Here is a 19,257-nt window from a genome sequence, read left to right as displayed (position 1 = left end):
AACGACGTGAAATATATAATAAGTAACCATATGTATGCCCAAATAAATAAAACCATTTGATCATGCTGCACTTCATGACGCTCATCAACTTGATTGCCTTGCCCATAAGATTGAAAGTTCATTTGGAATAAAGGGTCAGGCTCAAAATAACGAAGTCCAAATTCAAACACTTCTTGCCTATTAATATGATCAAGCTCATCAGTTACAAGACGTGCCGCTTCATGGCGTACAACAGTTTCCATTAACGTCGATGCGATATATTCCTTAAACAGACCGTCAACGATACTATGATCATATCGATACCAAGTGAACAAATCATCTATGTTGCCGTTTCGAACTTTTTGTCCAAAATTATCTTCAACAACAAAGACCGCCTCTACATCGCCCCTTGCCAAACTTTGTAAATCTAACTCTTTATTTACTTGAACTGAAAAAGGCTCTGGTTCATCTATTCTTTCCATCAACTCATTGAACTCATCCTGTTCATAAGGATCAACAACTTGTACCGATACACGAAAATCATCGGCCGTTTTCTGAAACAGTGAAATGCTAATGAACAATATAATTGGCATTAGAATGAGGAGTAACAGTGTTGTTTTTTTCGTTAATATGGATTTCCATAAGATCATGTTAAAGCCTCACCCCTTCTTGTCCCAAGCCATAACAGTATAAACAGTAAAAAGACTACTGCTCCCATGACAAGCCATTCAATGATCGGAATTTCGCCTACATTAATTGTGGTATAAAACGATTGGTTCATAATATAAGCTACACTGTTCTGTGCCCACTCTGGTAAAAAGGCGTTTGGCAAAATAAGACCACTAATAAATAATAAGCCTATACTAAGGAAACTAAAAATCATTAATGTGAAGGCCGGTACTTTTATTACACGATCTAACAGCAAGTATAAAAGACAAAAAATAGCTGCAATCGCCCCCCACTGCACAAGCAATAAAAACATGTTTATTTCCGTTACTAAGTTTGGAATAATTAAAGCAAATATAATCATGTACAAAATACTCATGCTAAATAGAACAATGAATTCAGATACGGACCGTTTCCATTCGGTTAATCGAATTATAGTAAACCTTTCTTCAATCCCGTGCCAAGCCTTAGGTTTGAACAGAAAGTTAAAGAAGAGAAGCGTTAAAACATATAAAAGCGATACTACTCCCACATAGGCTTGTTGCTCCCTAGCTAAAGTATTCATTTCAGCTAAATTATGCTCAACAAATAAACTGTTTCTACCTAATGTTAATAGTGTGAAATGTACAGTCATTTGTTGTACTAGATCACGACGTTCATCATCAGACATCTGTGAACCTAAATAATGATTAACCGTATTAACACCACTTTGGGCAGCTGTAATATAATCTTGTCCACTCTTTAACAGTAAGTAACCAAGTTGTGAAGCAAATGGCTGGCGCTCATTTAAATAAACATCTATAGGTTCATTTACACCGCTTCTTAACTGTGAAGTAAAGCCTTCAGGAACACGGATGATCGCTGCGACATTTTGCTGACCGACATAATCATCTACAACTCCATCTTTGCGAAGAAATTCAACATGTTCAGCTAAAGTTTCATCATTTTCTAATTGTTGTATTAACGTATTTGTTTCAAACGTTTGATCTTCGTCTATAACGATTAACGAAACGTCTTCTAGCTCTGATTGCACAGACTGATAAATCACCATCCCAACAATTAAAACTATAGCAATCGGCAAACTAATGACAAAAAGGAGGAGAACGGGTGATTTTAATATTCGTTTTAACTCAAACAAACTGTAAGTAAAGATCAAGTTCCCCTCCCCTTTCTATACTAAAATGGCCACATTTCTCTAATGAGTTCATCAACTTCGTCAGTCGCGATTGACTTAGCTTGTTGATACAGCCTTTCGAGTTCATATAGAGTGTCCCATTCAATCCATTGTGTTTCCTCTTCTTCTATAATTGGTACATCAACATTGTCTACAAAGTTTATATCTCTTTCTATTGATAATTCGATTTCGTTAAATGGAATGTCCCGTTGCCCTAACAACTCTTCATCAATGATTACATTAAGATATGTGTTATGCAGCCCGTTGCGTTCACCATGTTGATACTCATTCGTCAACTTACCTTGTAACGGATTTTGGGTCGTGTCATCAGCTAAATATAATTCAAAATTTGTTTGTTTTAATCCGTCTTCGTGAATTGTATGCCAATTTAACCTTGCTGCATCATACTCTCCGTTAATTTCATATTGTACGAAAACGTTTTGCTCAATGTTTAGCTGATTGCCTTCCTCAACACCGCTTGATGTGTGACGAACTTCAAAGTCTTGTTGACGATCCTGACTTTGAACTTTTAGAACAAGTTCAGTTTCGAAGCTGTGATTCTCTAAGAAGGTATTAAAGCTTAAATGTACGTCATATAAGTCTTCCTCATACTGAATGACAGCAAATAACTCTCGATTTTCAACGAACTGATCGCTAAACGTTGCTTCGTATAGTACATCATCTTTTACTTGAACCTTTTCAATTGTATTTAATAAGTCTTGGTTAACTTCATCATTTGCTTCAACGTTCTCAACGACTTCTGATAAAAACGAATTTGCTTCTTGTTCAGGCAATTCAACTGTAAGTTTTCGTTGATCCCCTGTTAAGTCTTCAACATTAAAGTTTAAATTACTAATGAGTTGAGCAAACATGAGACCATATCGATCAGAACTTTGAGTTATTGAATGACGTTCAAACCAATTACTTTGTGCGTCATACCATTTAGGAACTTCTATAAAATAGTCCTCAGCATTAGGAAGTTCAAGACGGTTTTTCACTCCATAAACACGAGGGAGCCAATCAGCTTGTAACTGTGTGTAACTGTCATTTTGATAAAGTATACCATCCATCAAGTGAATTCCCATTGCTTCCAACTGAAAATTATAACCAACTTCACTTGTATTTGGAGACAAAAAGCGTGTCCCATTTATTTCTGATGATAATAACAAACTTCTGATCGTATCTAGTTGGCGTCCTCCACTACTTGAGTTCACATTACCTTTTATAACAAAGTCTGCTTCTGAAGGTGTATTTGATAATGAGTTCATTAGCTTATGCTCTTCTTGCGTATATTGATTAGTGTATTGTGTTAGCTGTTCAACGGTATTTTGTTCAACTTCTGCGTATTGCATAGCAGGATGATTTATATAAAAATAATAGACCGCTATTACAGCAAGTATAATAAGTATACATACCCCTAATAGCACTTTTTGAAAACGTGTTTTTAAAAAACGTTCCCTTAACTTTTGGTTACGTGTCATAGTATTCTCCTGACGATTAATATTGTTAATATTATACTATTAAAGTTAGCGACAGTTAAGCATCAAATTCTCGTCATGACACTAAAAACCACTGAATTCTAGTGAATCCAGTGGTTTTTATTACTCATATACTCATTAATCATCATTCTTTTTTTGTTGACCTGGTGGGACAAAGTTATCATCTTGCCCTGGTGGTGTGAAACCATTATTGCCTTTCCCTTGGCCAGGGTGGTCATCCCCGTCACGTTGACCGGGAGGACCATCTTCTCCAAATACAGGGTGTTCGTCATCTTTATTGGACTCATCTTCATCTTGTGACTGTCCATTATTATTACCGTTTCCGTTTCCGTTTCCATTTCCCTGGTTTTCATTTCTTTGTTGCTTTCCATTATTTCCATTATTTCCATTATTACTTTTTTCTTCTTTTTTCTCATCTGCTTGTTCTTCTCGCTCATCGTTATTTGAATCTTCTTCATTTGAACGATCTTCTTGCTCATCATCTTGTTCGCGATCAGCTTCTTCTAATAGTTTCTCTAAGCGATCTTCATCGATTTTTTTCTTTAACCCTGGTGGTAACTCATCACGATTTGTTCGATCTAAAAATCGTGCCAAAACTTCTTCAATCCGTTCATTATGTTCAGATTTATTTTCTTGCTCACCATTTTCGTCATCTGTACTAACTTGTTCAGAGACTACTGCTTCATCTTGGTCTTCTTGTTCTTCACGTGAATCTCCGTAAAGAACTTCAGTTGCATACATAACATTCATTGAGGTATTTTCCTTAATCGCTTCATCTCTTAATCTTTTGAAACTTCAAACGACGCTATATTTATGTCTTGATCAAATTCATCTAATAATTGATTGGATAATGAATTTAATAATTGCCTCTCATCAACTTGATCTACATAACTAACGCCTAGTAAGACTTGTCGGTCATTATCTAAGTATCCTAAATCTCGACTTAACGAAATGACACTTGATGAAACTGTTTCTAGCGATTCCCCTTTATAATCACCTATTTCACTCAGCATACTACTACCGTCATCATTTAAAGGTTCAGCATCAATAATGTCGTATGAATCATCAACCGTAAACTCAATACTCGGATTAATATCTAAATTAATATAAGCATAGGCATGAGTTTCATTTTGGTTGAACCAAGTAAAGAATGGGAAAATCAAAGCGAGACATAATACTACCATTGCTAGTGCTTTCCACTGACTTCGCGACTGAAGTAAGTTTAAAGCTGAAGCCACAACTGACTTCTCTTCTATCGGCGTAAAACTAAACTCTTCACCAATTTGGACTCCTTGGTCAATTTTAGCCTTATAAAAAGACCCATCCGGCGTCAGCATAATATAATGTCTTCGCTTCGCTTCAACGACAACTCCCTTCTTCATTCATTCACCCCCTGTACATACTCTTTTAAATAAGTAAAGTCTTCTACAAGTAAAACAAAGACAGCGAGAATATATTTACGATTACGTTCGATTGTCTTTTTGCTGACATTAACATGGGGTTCAATCTTTTTAATCGGTAATCGTTTTTTAGTTAAGACATATTTCCTAAACTCTTTATTCTCATAGACGAATCGAGCAACTTCTTTAGCCGATTCTTTAGCATCTTGGTGTTTAGGAGAGACAGAGACTAATTCTGAGAAAGATAACTTATATTCTTCCAATTTACGATTATACTCTTCGATCTCCATTTGACGATACCAAGCTACTTGCTCTTCTTCAAATGCATCTTTAGAAACTTGAGAAAGCCTCCAATCAGCTGCATTCGTTTGCTCTTCTTCATCATCTGATTGATCAAGCGAGACTGTTGTTACATCAACTGATTCTTTTCTAATGTAATCAATAACCTTTCGTGTAATAACGAGACGTGCGAACGTTAAAAAGGAACTACCCTTCTCTTCAGAGTAAGAATCAATTGCTTCGTTAAAAGCCATAAAACCTACACTAAATTCATCGTCACGTTCAGGGTCTATATAACGTTTACAAACCTTCGATACTGATGTTGCTATGAAAGGTTGATAGCTCGACAACAGATGATGACGGGCATCTTCATCCCCATGCTGAACAGCACGGACCTGTTCTTCGAGGGGAACGTCCTTTCTGTTTTTCAGACGTTGTAACACCCCTCATCACCCCCAACTATTAATATTTTTCGTAATCAAATTGTAATATTTGACCGTCGTTATTCATTTAAATGTTCATAAAATAAATCAATCGGCACTGCTAAGCCTACGCGCCCATGTTCATCTTCTGTTCTTGTAGCATAAATGATCGCTATAACTTCTCCTGATTGATTAATAACTGGGCTACCACTATTACCACTGTAAATTGGTGCGTCTAAAATAAGCACATCTCCTTCGATATTTCCTACCGCAGATTCACCAATAATTGTTCCTTCATTTGCAATGCCACTAAACCCTAGCGGACTACCGATAAAATAGAAAGGCTCATTCGGTTGATAACTCGCAGTTTCTGCCAAATCAAGTTCTGGGAATCCTTCTCCGTCAACTTTTAATAAAGCTAAGTCTATTTCCGGTACCGCTTCTTCAATCGTTGCGCCGTAAGGTCCATCTCCATCAAAATAAATCCATAACCGTTCACGTTCACTAATGACATGCTCATTAGTAATGACATATCCGTCTTCTGAAATGACAAAACCAGTCCCTCTTCCGATTCCTGTATCAACTGTTACAACCGATTCTCGATAGGATTGGACTTCCTCATCCATCATGAGCTGTGCTGACGTTCTTAAAAAATCGATCGCTGGAATAGGATACATTGCTGGTAATGTCGCAGCTATATTAAAAAATAGAAAAATAGCAATTAGCCAAAACACCCATTTTGGAAACGGACGCTTCGGCTCCATTCTCTCTTCTTTTCTTTTTTGATTGATTCGTTCTTTTTCTTCATTTAGTAATTCTTTAATCTCTTCTTCTTCAAGGTCTTCATATAAATCAACTTCATCTTCTGTTTCAGGTCGCTTATATTCATCAGTCATTTATATTCCCCTCAATTAAGGTCCCACGTCGTTTGTTACATCATATAGTATACACGATATCGACGCAATACCTTAACATATGCATTATACCAAAGGATGAGCTAGCCTTTAATAACAATTAGATTACAAATGATTACATACTCAAAATTAGCACCACGACTAAGGTGATAAACAATAAAGCTACTATACCAGTAGAAAGAATTCGAGAGACATTAATTGTAACTTCTTCTTTCCATTTAACTGGTCGTATACCACTAACAAAAAAGATTATAATGCCACTTAAAAAAATACAAGTTACATTAGTCATGATCAGTAAGAAAGACCAATACGTATCTACCCACAACATTTGTCCAATTGATATCCCAAATGTGACTGTTGGAGGAAGTAAGGCGACTGCGACCATAACACCAACCATGCCACTAGATACACGGTTAAGCAATGCAAGAGCTCCTGCTGCACCAGAGGCTAATGCAATAAATATATCCGCAATCGACACAGTTGTTCTAGAAGTATATTGTGTCGTTTGAGTTCCTTCTTCAAAAAAGTAACCGAAAGAACTTGCAATACCCACAATTATAGCAAAACCGATCATTAATGTTGAAAATGCTTGCCACAATTTTTTTAAGTCACCTAGTACCGCCGCAAAAGAGACTGAAATTGCCGGACCAATTAATGGAGCAATTGCCATTGCCCCAATCACAACCGCTTCACTATCATTAATAAAACCACCAGCTGCAACTATAGCAGAAAATATTATTAGTAAAGTGTAATTCATTGTAAGGTGGCTTTTTTTATCAATCGTATGCGTTAACTCTTGGCGACTTGCCTCAGCAACCTACCTTTCTCTTCATTACTCACATTTTTCTTATTACTCTTCTCTTCAGTTTCCTTTTCTTTAATCGTTTCACGAGAAAAGTAAGTATGAACTGGGAAAAGAATAGTTTCGAACCCTTCTGACATACTTGAAACGGCTTCTAAATAGTCAAGCACCTCTTCTACTTCTTCCTCAGCTACAATCATTCGCATTAATACACGGTCGTTAATCTCATATTCCTTCCAGACACTTTCTTGAGAGAACTTGTCTAAAGCAGGTTTTACGTCTTCATACTTATGCTTCGGGATATAAACTTCTATTAATTGCATACTCATCCTGTCGTTTCATTCCCCTCACAATGTTTTCCTTAGTATTTACATATTTTCACCAAACAATCGCATACTATGTTTAAACGTTTGTGAGGGAGAAATCTAGAAATCTATGAAACGTCGGTTCAAAAAATCAAGCTATTTTCCGTGCAAATTAGAACAGCTAGAACAAGATCTGAAAAAACAATACTTTCAAGCATCACCAGATTTGGCTTCTAAGATCATCCATCACGATGGGAAAAGATGTATAGTTGTTTTCATTGATTACTTAGTAGATAAAGACCACCTATATGATCAAGTAGTTGGTGAGATTCAACATACGCCAAGTTGGGATCATGAGACTTTCAAAGATACGATTCCAATTACAGGTTCAAAACAACATACAGAACTAAACCCAATAGGTGATGAGTTATTAGAAGGTGCTGCTTGTGTATACATTGAAGGAGAAAAATATTGTTTAACCTTCCTCATACCTCGTGTAGAAAAACGTGAACCTGATCGAGCAGAAACTGAATCACTCATATTCGGTCCGAAAGTTTCTTTTACAGAGTCGATGGATACGAACTTAAACTTGGTTCACAAACGAATGGATACAAGTTCACTAAAAGTTGAGAAATTTGTCATTGGAAATACCGTCCCAACAGAAGTTAGGATGGTTTACTTAGAGGATTTAGCTAATGAAGATAATGTTAAAGAGTTAAGAGATCGACTTAGCGTCCTTAATGTTGATGATGTACTCAATGCCTCAACATTAACTCAATTTATAGAAGACAATTCTTACTCTATATTTCCACAATTTATCACAACCGAATTGCCCGATCGTTTCTGTTATTCACTTAAAGAAGGAAGGTTAGGTGTTTTAGTAGACAAGAGTGCATCAGGGGTTGTAACTCCAGCTTCCTTTTTTAGTTTTTTCCAGACAACAGAAGATAACTATACACGTTGGAATATGGGTGCTTTCACACGACTATTACGTATAATCGCCATGTTCATTTCGATTACCTTAACACCTACATACGTCGCAGCTCTCACTTATCATTATGAAATTATACCTGATGCACTACTCGTATCTCTAGGACATTCAAGAACACGCGTACCGTTTCCACCTCTATTGGAAGCACTCATATTAGAATTTTTAATTGAGCTAATCCGTGAGGCCGGGGCACGATTACCGACAAAGGTCGGTCAGACAATGGGTATCGTAGGTGGAATCGTTATTGGGCAAGCTGTCGTACAAGCCGGTTTTACAAGTAACATTCTAATTATCATTGTCGCCTTAAGTGCTTTAGCATCCTTTACGACACCTAGTTATTTAATGGGATCAGCTATTCGTATCATCCGCTTCCCGCTTATGATCTTCGCTGGACTTTGGGGGTTTGTCGGCTTAGTGTTTAGCTTTGCATTTATTGCCATTCACTTAGTGAAACAACGTTCTTTAAATCGACCATATTTTGTACCTGTGTACCCATTTCAACCTAGAGATCTTGATAATTCAGTATTTCGAATACCTTTTCTACACAGCAATAAGCGCGCTTACTCAAACAAGCCGAAAAAGATCCAACGCTTCCCTAAGCCTAAGAAGCCAAAAAAATCCGATATTGACGAATAGGTGCTACTATGTCACAACTGGATATTCCACTAGATCAAAAAATAAAAGCTGTTTATTTATTTATCGTCCTACACACGATGCAAATCGGTGTTGGGATTGCAGGATATCCTCAGCTCGTGTTTATGGAGGCAGGACGTGACAGTTGGATGTCAATTATTGTTGCAGCTATTGTTTTGCACTTAACCATTGCATGTATCGTTTTTATATTAAACACACATAAAGATACGGATTTACATGGGATTTTAACAAGTTGGTTTGGTAGCTTTATTGGAAAGTTAATTACATTAGTTTTTATTGTCTATTTCTTCATTATGTTTTTGAGTGTCATATTAAATTACATTGAGTTTGTTCAAGTGTTCATCTTCCCACAAATGTCATCTTGGTTTATATCAGCTGCTTTATTAACACTTGTTCTATATGCTGTTTTAGGGGGAATTCGGGTTGCAGTTGGAGCATCGATTGTATTCTTCTTTGGGTCGATTTGGATGCTTGGGCTACTTACTGAACCAATTGCTTTATTAGATTATGATGGTTACTTTCCGATGTTCGAAGCAGATATGCGTGCTATCTTAGAAGGAGCAAAGATTACATCCTTCACTATATTAGGCTTTGAATTACTATGGTTTTTGTACCCTTATATTCACGATAAGTCAAAAGTACACAGATATAGCCAGTTAGCTATGGCTTTTACGATTGCTATGATTACAGTCATCACCATGGTCTCAATCGGCTTTTACGCCCAAGGACAATTAGAGTCTAAAATATGGCCACTACTTTCAATGATGAAGATTATCTCATTTCCGATGTTTGAACGATTTGATATTTTAGCTGTTGCATTGTGGATGATTATTATATTACCTAACTTGATCTTGCTTGCTTGGATGTTAAGTATAAGCTCAAAGCGGGTTTTCGGCTGGAAACAGAAATACTTCTTATATCTATTTGTCTTAATTGCGTTTATTTGTCAGTACCATTTTGATAATCGTCATTACGTTAATATGTTTACTGACTATGTAGGTCAGGCTGGAATGTATTTAGGGTTTCTATTTCCATTCTTATTATTACCGTTTGCAATTTATAAACGGGTGAAAGGGAAGAAAAAAGCTAATGCGAAAAACTAATTGCTTAGGTATAATACTTAGCTTTTTCATACTTATAACTTCGTCGTCGTGTATAGAGCCTAACATTATTGAAGAGTTAGGTATTGTAACTGCATACGGTTTTGACCAAAACCCAGACACACAAGAAATTGACGGCACCGTCGTATTATACCAATTTAACCCTGATATTACCGATGCATCACAAATCATTCATAGTTCTGGTGCCACATTTGATACAATTCGAGCTAATGCAAACAAACAATCAGGTTATCAAATTGTAAATGGCCAGCTACAAACCCTTATATTCGGACCTACTATTTCAGAAGAAGGGATTTTCCCATACTTAGATACAATCGAGCGTAATGCTGCTGTATCAGACATGTTATATGTAGCTGTCGCAGATCAACCTACTCGTGACCTTATGTCTGCTTCAAACTATGAAGAAGCTCCGAATATAGGCATTTATTTACACCGATTAATTGAAACAGCTGTTAAAAGTGAAGTCATTGTTAGTAGTACGTTTCATGAGTTTATGCGGTCATACTTTCGCGTCGGCTTAGACCCTGTCGTACCCATCTTAACAGTTGAAGATAATAAAGTAGAAGTTAATGCCATTGGAATGATGCAAAATGACGTTCTTGTCGGTACTTTATCGATGGATGAAATATTTTATGCAAGGTTACTTCGTGATCGATTTAAGGAAGGTAGAGTCGAATTGACGATGAATTTAGATGACTTTGACGAGTATATTACACAGTATGTTAATGACCCACGAAGTGAAGATGACTTGCACGTCGTAATAGATCAATTAGGAAGTAGAGCTTCAATAAATGTCACAGATACTGAGGCTTTAAATTTTGAAGTTGACATAAAGCTTAATGGTCGAGTGATTGAATTGTCACAACGTATTAACTTGGACGAACCCGGTCCATTAAAGAAAATGGAAAGTGAAATTGAAAGACAAATTGAAGAGAACTTAATTGAAGTAGTGGGGAGATCACAAGAATTAGGTTCAGATATTTTTGGCTTCGGTGTTCAGTATAATAACGCAACACGTGGTCAATCGTTAACAACAGATGACTGGCATGATTTATTTCCAAATATTAATGTTAACTATAACATTGATGTCGAAATTAAACGATTTGGGATTGTTCAATAAAAAAGGTTAAGGCAAAGCCTTAACCTTTTTTAACCATCTTCAGAAATCAAACTAGACAATACGTGTACACGTAAAATAATACCTTCTAAACGTTGTTCATCATTGACTACGGCAATTGGGTACTTCGTTTCAACTGCTTTTGGAATGATTTCTTCTAGATAAGCTTCTTTAGTAACCGATTCAACCTGCCTAACCATAACGTCTTCAAGTGAACTCTTTTCTTTAATACCTTGAATCGCGTCATCAATTGTTACAATACCTTGTAATTTTCGGCTACGGTCTGTAACAAAAACACTTGATAAGCCATTTGCTTCCATTTCTCTTACAGCTACGTTTAAACCATCTTTTAAAGAGACGACCGCATTAGGCCTCATCATAACATTCTCAGCTTGAATAATTTTTGAACGATCAATATCTTTAATAAACTCAGAAATATAGTCATTCGCTGGCTCTTCTAATATGGCTTCTGGCGTTCCTGTTTGAACGACTTTACCGTCTTTCATTACAGCTACTCGATCACCAATTTTAAATGCTTCGTTAATATCGTGTGTAATGAAAATAATCGTCTTTTGTAATCGCTCTTGTAAATCTAATAATTCTAATTGCATTTCACGACGAATAAGTGGATCTAGTGCACTAAACGGTTCGTCCATCAATAGAATGTCAGGATCATTCGCTAACGCTCTCGCTAAACCTACACGTTGCTGCATACCACCTGACAATTCATCAGGATATTTATCTTCCCAACCCTTTAAGCCTACACTTTCTAAATTTTCTCTAGCCACTTTACGACGTTCTTCAATTGGTACCCCACGTATTTCAAGACCATATTCGACATTACCTAATACCGTTCTATGACTAAACAACCCAAAATGTTGGAACACCATCGCAATTTTTTTCTGACGATAATGTTTAAGCTTTTCACCTTTAAACTTAACAACATCTTCTCCATCAACTTCAATTGAACCCGTCGTCGGTTTATTTAAAAGGTTTAAACAACGAATTAACGTCGACTTACCACTACCAGAAAGCCCCATAATGACGAACAGTTCGCCTTCCTTAATCTCCAAATTAGCATTGTAAACCCCGACTGTATTACCAGTTTCAGCTAAGATATCATCTTTAGATTTTCCTTGTTCAACTAAAGGGATCGCGGACTTTGGCTTTGGACCAAATATTTTGGATACATTATTTAATTTCATCTTCACACTCATTTTAATGATCCCCCTTATTTCGTTGGAACTTATCACCGATTCCTGATGTCACACGGTCAATAATAATTGCTAAGAAGACGATACTAATACCTGCTTCAAAACCTAGTGCAATATCAAGACGGTTAATCGCGATTAAGACTTGTTCACCTAAACCGCCAGCACCAACCATTGATGCAATAACAACCATCGCTAACGCCATCATAGTTGTTTGATTAATTCCTGCCATGATCGTCGGAATAGCTTGTGGTAATTGAACTTTAAACAAAATCTGCTTCCTTGACGAACCGAATGATTCTGCTGACTCAACGACTTCTTGATCTACATTACGGATCGCTAACTCAGTTAAGCGAATAACTGGTGGCACTGCATAAATAATTGTTGCAAATACAGCTGGCACATTACCTAATGCAAAGAAGAAAATTACCGGAATTAAATAAATGAAACTCGGCATCGTCTGCATCGCATCTAAAATAGGGCGCATAAATACGGAGAAAGGTTTATACAACGCCATTATAATTCCTATTGGTATACCGATAAATATACAGATTACAACGGCGGTTATAACGATGGCCACTGTTATCATTAACTCTTCCCAAAAACCGAAACTACCTACTAAAAAGATAAACGTACTAAATAGTAAACCAGACTTCCAATTTTGAAAGTATAGGCCAATTACAAATATTACTATTAAAATTAACCACCATGGTAAAAAGTTCAAGAAGTCATCAAATGTAGATATCGTACTTGATGTTAACCAAAATATAAAGTCAAAAAATGGCCCTAAATTGTCATCCAAAAAATTAACAATAAAGTCGGCTCCATCACCTAACGGAATTGATATATCAGGAAAATCTTGCATCATTTCACCTCAAATAAATATTATTGATCACTTCAATACGGCATAAATGGAAAAAAGGCAGCTAACCACCACTTCAACCGTGGCTAACTACCTTTTATAGAGAATTTAAATACCTAACTCTTCTTTCACGCTTTCAGCCACATCTTCAGGAACCCAATCTGTCCAAAGATCTTCGTGTAGTTCCATCCAGTAAACTGCTGCTTCTTCAGGAGAAGCGTCTTCCTCTAAAATGTAAACTAAAGCTTCTTCTGTTAGTGCAGTAGAAGTTTCATAGTTCTCTAAAAACTCATTAACTTCTGGCGCTTGTTCAGGAAAGTCTTCATGAACAGCTACTGTTACATCATTTGGTGGAAACTCTGTACCACGTGTTTCCTGCCATACTTCTTCATCATATGGCTCGTCCTCAAGTAAAGTTAAGTCATATGAAGCTGTCACCCAAGTAGGAGACCAGTAATAACCAACCCAAGGCTCACCTGATTCATAAGCTGAAGCTAGCGAAGATACTAATGCTGCATCAGAACCTGGTGACATAATGTTATACATCTCATCTAAACCATAATACTCGATCTTCTCAACAATCGTTTCATTTACTGCCCAACCTGAAGGACCGTTAACGATTTGTCCCTTTTCAGCGTCTTCTGGGTCTTCAAATACTTCTGGATAATCTGCTAGGTCTTGAACTGTTTCTAAACCAGGCGCAAGTGGCTCAATACCACGCTCTTCATCACCTTCAATAACATATGTTGGAACGTAAAGACCTTGTTCATTATCATCAAAGTTTACAGATACTTCGATAATTTCACCTGTGTCAATTGCTTCTTCATACACTTCGCGAATATTGTCTGTCCAAACTTCAGAGTAAACGTTAATATCACCATCTCTTAAACCTTGAACAGTGTTAGCTGTTGAACCACTCATTGTATCCGTCTCAAATCCGTAACCGTATTCCATAATGTTTTGCATAATCGCATTATGAACTTTGATACTGTTCCAATCAGCATCCGCTAAAATAATTTCATCTAACTCCCCATTATCATCACCACAAGCAGCAAGTACAAGTAAGCTTGTCATGATGACTAAACTAAACCACTTTTTCATCAATAACTCTCCCTTTTTAAAGTCCTTGATCGGACGAAGTTTTGTACATTTTGTCGAAACCACATTTCATTATATTTTGTTGGTAATATTCTATCAATTTCGATTTAGCTTGATATTCAGCTATATTTGTACAAATATTTCTATTATTTATAGTTAACATATGAAAATAGCAAGATCATACTAAATAACTCTAATATCTGCCTAATAACAAAGGTGTTGCCAATAATTAGGCAACACCTTCTTGTTAAATCATTGTATTTTTAATTAAATCGACGACATCATCTTTAGTTTTTAACGGTTGGTAAGCTTCCATATTTTGTTTATATGTCGTTTCATTTTCTTTAAGTTCTTGTATAGCATGAACCAATGAATCCATTGTCACTTCCTCATCTTCTAGCACTTGAGCATAGCCACGTTTTTCAAATGACTTAGCGTTTAATATTTGATCTCCTCTACTTACTTGGCTAGATAACGGAATTAACACCATTGGTTTCTTTAAAGCTAAAAATTCAAATATAGCATTAGCACCAGCTCGTGATATAACAAAGTTAGATAAAGCTAATAAATCTTTTAATTCATCCGTTACATATTCGTACTGAACATATCCTCCTTGATTAATTGAATCATCTAACTTACCTTTACCACACAAGTGGATTACTTGATATTGACTTAGCAATTGAGGTAACGCGTTTCTAACTGCTTCGTTGATGCTTTGAGCTCCAGCACTTCCCCCCATTACAAGTAATGTGGGCTTTTCTTGTGTGAATCCAGTAAACTCTTCAGCTCGCTTAATGTCACCTTCAAACAACTCATCACGCACAATGGCGCCAATATTAATTGCTTTCTTTTGTGGTAAGTGTTCATTCGTTTCAGGAAATGTCGTTAAAATATATTTCGCGAAATTAGTTGCAATCTTATTCGCTAATCCAGGTGTATAGTCTGATTCATGAATTATTGAAGGTACACCTGCCATTCGAGAAGCCATGACAACTGGTACTGATACAAAGCCACCTTTAGAGAAGACAAGCTTCGGTTTAACCTGTTTAATTATTTTACGAGCTTGCATGACACCTTTAAGGACTCGGAATGGATCTTTCATATTTTCTAGTGACATGTAACGCCTTAGTTTACCTGTTGCTATGCCGTGGTAATTAACGCCCTCCATTCCTTCTACTAGCTCTCGCTCGATTCCTTCATAGGACCCTATATAATGTATTTCATACCCTTCATTAACGAACTGTGGCATTAATGCTAAATTAACGACAACATGACCTGCTGTTCCGCCACCTGTAAATACTAATTTTTTTTGACTCATATTTTATAAACTTCCTTTCTGTCTAGTTCACACAATTTACGCTATAATGACATATTAGCAAACAATTACACGTTAGAGTATAGGGAAGGCGTTAAAAATGTATCAAACTCACTCTTTTGTTGAGAAATTAACACTTTTTATTAAAGTATTAATTCCGATATTAATTACTCAAGTTGGAATCTATTTAATGAATGTATTCGATACGGTTATGGCAGGGCAAGTTTCAGCTGAAGATTTAGCCGGAGTTGCAATCGGATCTTCAATTTGGATTCCGGTTTTAACAGGGATTAACGGTATATTATTAGCCATTTCACCGATTGTCGCACAATTATCTGGAGCAAATGAGCGAGATCGTATCCCTTTCGCAGTTAAACAAGGATTATACTTAGCCATAACAATTTCACTTATGATGCTACTCCTAGGCTTTTTATTCCTTGGTCCAATTTTGTCATTGTTATCAATCGATCCCGATGTGTATCATGTCGCAAAATATTATTTAACAGCTCTTGGGGTTGGTATGGTCTTTTTATTCTCATTTAATTTAATGCGTTCATTCATCGACGCTTTAGGTCAAACGAAAACCTCCATGCTCATTATACTATTTGCCCTGCCTTTAAATGCATTTTTTAATTATATGTTTATTTTCGGAAACTTTGGTGCGCCTGAGCTTGGTGGAATCGGTGCTGGTGTTGCCTCAGCCATTACGTATATGGTTTCATTTTTCTTATCAATTATCATTGTGCACAAAGTACAACCATTTAGACGTTATCAAGTGTTTAAGCAATTTGTCGGGCCTTCGCTTTCAGCTTGGAAAGAGCAGCTTAAAATTGGAATTCCAATTGGTTTTACAATCTTTTTTGAAACGAGTATTTTTGCTGCTGTTACGTTACTGATTAGTGTCTATGACACTGTTACAATTGCCGCTCACCAAGCAGCGATGAATTTCGCATCGATCTTTTATATGCTTCCACTTGCTATTGCGATGGCATTAACGATATCAGTAGGGTTTGAAGTTGGTGGAAAACGCCTTCAAGATGCAAAGGTTTACAGTTTAATTGGCATTAGTTCAGGTTTATTTTTTGCAATATTAAGTGGCGTATTAATCTTTGTATTTCGTGAAGAAGTGTCACAACTATATAGTAATGATCCTGACGTTATTCAGCTCATGCAACACTTTTTAATTTATGCGATTTTCTTTCAATTATCTGATGGGTTCGGTACACCGATCCAAGGAGCGCTTAGAGGTTATAAAGATGTTAATGTGACCTTAATCATTGCATTTATTTCATTTTGGGTTATTGGTTTACCATCCGGCATACTGATCGCCCAATTTACGAGTTTAGGTCCGTTTGGTTATTGGATGGGACTAATTATCGGCCTTGCAACTGGAGCTATTATTTTAATTATACGGTTAATTCAAAAACTACGATTTGAAGTTAGCTCATAAAAAACCACAATCAGACTTAAAATCTGATTGTGGTTTTTGTTTTTTTTTAACTTATAGGAATAAACCTGCGATCGTTGCAGATAGAATTGATGCTAATGTCGCACCAATTAGAAGCTTCATACCGAAGCGAGATACTGTCTTACCTTTCTCTGCATCAATACCAGCTACTGTACCCGCTACAATACCAATTGAACCGAAGTTCGCAAAGCTTGTTAAGAATACTGATACAATACCAATTGTTTTATCAGAGAATTCACCTGCATCCATCATATCCGAGAAAATTCCCATGGCTACGAATTCGTTCGTCACAATCTTTAGCCCCATTAAGCTACCTGCATCAAGCATTTCTCCTGGGCTAATACCCATTAAGAACGTTAGTGGTAGTAATAGGTACCCTAAACCTGCTTCTAATGAAGCACCTTCAACAGGAATAACAGCACCGACAACGAAGTTAACTAATTCTAGAGCTGCTAAGAAAGCAATTAACATTGTTGCTACGATTAGCGCGATCTTACCACCGTCCATCGCACCATTTGCCATTGCTTCAAAAATACTCTTAGATTCAGATACGTTCTTCACATCTACTTCATCATCTTCGCCTTCCACATCAGGTGGTGCAATAATTGATGCTACAATTATTGCACTGAACATGTTTAGCGGAATAGCCACTAATACATACTCTGGTGGGATCATCGTCATATAAGCACCGATAATGGATGCTGAAACAGAACCCATTGCTGAAGCTGATACGATATATAAACGATTTTCCGTAATTCTATGGAACTGTGATTTAATTGCGATTAACGCTTCAGACTGTCCAAAGAACATACTGTTTACAGCGTTGAACGATTCAATCTTCGGTAAACCTGTCACTTTAGATAGTGCACCACCAACATATTTAATGATAAATGGAAGCACTTTCAAGTAAGTTAGTACAGAAAGAATTGTCGCAAAGAAAATAATGATTAATAGTACATCAAAGAAGAAGACGCCTTCTTCTGGATCTACTATTGTAATTCCGCCAATGATGAATTCTACACCATTACGTCCAAACTCAATTAATTTATCAAACACTACTGCAATCGCTTCAATAATTATGCGACCGATTTCAGTGTTGAACATGAACCATGTAATTAGACCTTGTAGCAAAAGCATGATTCCGATACCTTTGAAAGGAATATTGCTACGGTTGTTAGACATTAGCATTGCTAGTCCAATAACAGATGCAATCGCTAACAGACCTAAAATGATATCCATTTTCTAGTCCCCCTACCCCATAAAAGTTAATATTATTTCAATGTCGCTATTGCATTTTACCAATTGCGTTATGAAAACGCAATCATCTTTTGAAAAAAATTCGTGAAAAAATATGACATTTCGACAACTATAGTAATTTACTGGTATGGTAGGTAAAATAGGTTTTAACAGCTACCGTGCAATAAACATTTGTGTCCAATAATTACGGTACTGACCTTCTTCTGCATACCCAACCCCGATATGTGTCATGTTAGGGTCTAATATGTTTTCTCGATGACCTTGACTATCCATCCAGGAATTTACAACTGATCGAGGGTTTTGTTGACCAGCGGCTATATTTTCAGCTGCTCTTTGATATGAAACGTTAAACTGCTCAATCATATCAAAAGGTGAACCGTATGTTGGTGATTGATGAGAGAAATAGTTTTGATCCCGCATATCTCTTGATTTATACCTTGCAACACGAGATAGTTGCCAATCACTTTCTAACGGTTGCAGTCCGTGTTGTTGTCTCATTTCATTAGTAATACGAACCACTTCATCTTCTATAGACTTCACTTCAGTTTTAAGTGGAATTGTTACATCATCCCCGGGATAAATTAGGTCTGGGTTATCGAATTGTGGATTCGCATTTATAACCTCATTTAACCCAATTTGATAATTACGTGATATTTTCCATAGCGTATCACCTGGTTGTACTGTATATATATCTACCGAATCAGCGTGGCTTTGTTCAGAAGG

The 19,257-nt window shown here is 36.6% G+C and carries 19 protein-coding genes; 4 read left to right on the top strand and 15 right to left on the bottom strand.

The features are described 5' to 3' along the window. The 9 genes from A194_RS0106555 to A194_RS0106515 all read right to left on the bottom strand — a co-directional run. A partial coding sequence (locus A194_RS0106555) for an ABC transporter permease (RefSeq protein ID WP_017186061.1) occupies positions 1–629 on the bottom strand: 629 nt, incomplete at its 3' end. Then, positions 626–1,801: an ABC transporter permease gene (locus A194_RS0106550; protein ID WP_017186060.1), complete on the bottom strand. Its 1,176-nt coding sequence runs from the start codon at positions 1,799–1,801 to the stop codon at positions 626–628. The genes A194_RS0106555 and A194_RS0106550, both read right to left, overlap by 4 nt. Before the next feature lie 20 nt (positions 1,802–1,821). Continuing rightward, positions 1,822–3,300, bottom strand: coding sequence for a hypothetical protein (locus tag A194_RS0106545; protein WP_017186059.1), 1,479 nt, complete (start codon positions 3,298–3,300; stop codon positions 1,822–1,824). A 135-nt stretch (positions 3,301–3,435) separates the two neighbouring features. Then, positions 3,436–4,068: a midas domain-containing protein gene (locus A194_RS0106540; RefSeq protein WP_017186058.1), complete on the bottom strand. Its 633-nt coding sequence runs from the start codon at positions 4,066–4,068 to the stop codon at positions 3,436–3,438. A gap of 29 nt (positions 4,069–4,097) precedes the next feature. Beyond that, complete coding sequence (locus A194_RS0106535; protein WP_017186057.1) at positions 4,098–4,700, bottom strand: anti-sigma factor domain-containing protein; 603 nt, start codon at positions 4,698–4,700, stop codon at positions 4,098–4,100. Continuing rightward, complete coding sequence (gene sigI / locus A194_RS0106530; RefSeq protein ID WP_017186056.1) at positions 4,697–5,440, bottom strand: RNA polymerase sigma-I factor; 744 nt, start codon at positions 5,438–5,440, stop codon at positions 4,697–4,699. The genes A194_RS0106535 and sigI overlap by 4 nt, the downstream gene beginning before the upstream one ends. Before the next feature lie 59 nt (positions 5,441–5,499). Further along, positions 5,500–6,315 carry a S1C family serine protease gene (locus A194_RS0106525; RefSeq protein WP_017186055.1) on the bottom strand — a complete coding sequence of 272 codons (816 nt, stop codon included), beginning with the start codon at positions 6,313–6,315 and terminating at the stop codon, positions 5,500–5,502. A gap of 133 nt (positions 6,316–6,448) precedes the next feature. After that, on the bottom strand, positions 6,449–7,090 hold the full coding sequence (locus A194_RS17635; RefSeq protein ID WP_017186054.1) for a TIGR00341 family protein: 642 nt from the start codon (positions 7,088–7,090) through the stop codon (positions 6,449–6,451). Between the two features lie 32 nt (positions 7,091–7,122). Further along, positions 7,123–7,464 carry a hypothetical protein gene (locus A194_RS0106515; RefSeq protein ID WP_017186053.1) on the bottom strand — a complete coding sequence of 114 codons (342 nt, stop codon included), beginning with the start codon at positions 7,462–7,464 and terminating at the stop codon, positions 7,123–7,125. 106 nt (positions 7,465–7,570) lie between these two features. On the opposite strand from A194_RS0106515, the gene A194_RS0106510 reads away from it, so the two are divergent. The 3 genes from A194_RS0106510 to A194_RS0106500 are packed head-to-tail and all read left to right on the top strand — an operon-like array spanning position 7,571 to position 11,326. Beyond that, entirely contained in the window at positions 7,571–9,067 is a 1,497-nt protein-coding gene (locus A194_RS0106510; protein WP_017186052.1) for a spore germination protein, read from the top strand. An 8-nt stretch (positions 9,068–9,075) separates the two neighbouring features. Continuing rightward, positions 9,076–10,188: a GerAB/ArcD/ProY family transporter gene (locus tag A194_RS0106505; protein ID WP_017186051.1), complete on the top strand. Its 1,113-nt coding sequence runs from the start codon at positions 9,076–9,078 to the stop codon at positions 10,186–10,188. Next, positions 10,175–11,326 (top strand): Ger(x)C family spore germination protein, encoded by a 1,152-nt coding sequence (locus A194_RS0106500; RefSeq protein ID WP_017186050.1) that lies wholly within the window; start codon positions 10,175–10,177, stop codon positions 11,324–11,326. The genes A194_RS0106505 and A194_RS0106500 overlap by 14 nt, the downstream gene beginning before the upstream one ends. A 29-nt stretch (positions 11,327–11,355) precedes the next feature. On the opposite strand, the gene A194_RS0106495 is transcribed toward A194_RS0106500, so the two are convergent. From A194_RS0106495 to A194_RS0106480, 4 genes are all read right to left on the bottom strand, one after another. Continuing rightward, positions 11,356–12,540 carry a quaternary amine ABC transporter ATP-binding protein gene (locus tag A194_RS0106495; protein WP_017186049.1) on the bottom strand — a complete coding sequence of 395 codons (1,185 nt, stop codon included), beginning with the start codon at positions 12,538–12,540 and terminating at the stop codon, positions 11,356–11,358. A 1-nt stretch (position 12,541) separates the two neighbouring features. Then, on the bottom strand, positions 12,542–13,399 hold the full coding sequence (locus tag A194_RS0106490; RefSeq protein WP_017186048.1) for an ABC transporter permease: 858 nt from the start codon (positions 13,397–13,399) through the stop codon (positions 12,542–12,544). Between the two features lie 105 nt (positions 13,400–13,504). Further along, positions 13,505–14,497, bottom strand: a complete 993-nt coding sequence (locus A194_RS0106485; protein ID WP_017186047.1) for an ABC transporter substrate-binding protein — start codon at positions 14,495–14,497, stop codon at positions 13,505–13,507. Positions 14,498–14,741: 244 nt separating this feature from the next. Then, positions 14,742–15,812, bottom strand: a complete 1,071-nt coding sequence (locus tag A194_RS0106480; protein ID WP_017186046.1) for an undecaprenyldiphospho-muramoylpentapeptide beta-N-acetylglucosaminyltransferase — start codon at positions 15,810–15,812, stop codon at positions 14,742–14,744. 97 nt (positions 15,813–15,909) lie between these two features. On the opposite strand from A194_RS0106480, the gene A194_RS0106475 reads away from it, so the two are divergent. After that, on the top strand, positions 15,910–17,259 hold the full coding sequence (locus A194_RS0106475) for an MATE family efflux transporter (protein WP_017186045.1): 1,350 nt from the start codon (positions 15,910–15,912) through the stop codon (positions 17,257–17,259). Between the two features lie 51 nt (positions 17,260–17,310). Here the strand turns inward: A194_RS0106475 and A194_RS0106470 are convergent, their stop codons facing one another. After that, positions 17,311–18,516: a NupC/NupG family nucleoside CNT transporter gene (locus A194_RS0106470; RefSeq protein ID WP_017186044.1), complete on the bottom strand. Its 1,206-nt coding sequence runs from the start codon at positions 18,514–18,516 to the stop codon at positions 17,311–17,313. A 171-nt stretch (positions 18,517–18,687) separates the two neighbouring features. Next, positions 18,688–19,257: SafA/ExsA family spore coat assembly protein (safA, locus tag A194_RS0106465; RefSeq protein WP_017186043.1), on the bottom strand; the 570-nt coding region annotated here is incomplete at its 5' end.

It is taken from the genome of Alkalibacillus haloalkaliphilus C5, from assembly GCF_000269905.1.
Classification (GTDB): Bacteria; Bacillota; Bacilli; order Bacillales; family Alkalibacillaceae; genus Alkalibacillus; species Alkalibacillus haloalkaliphilus_A.
The sequence above is the reverse complement of the archived record's forward strand: the minus strand, read 5'-3'. Positions and strand labels throughout refer to the sequence as shown.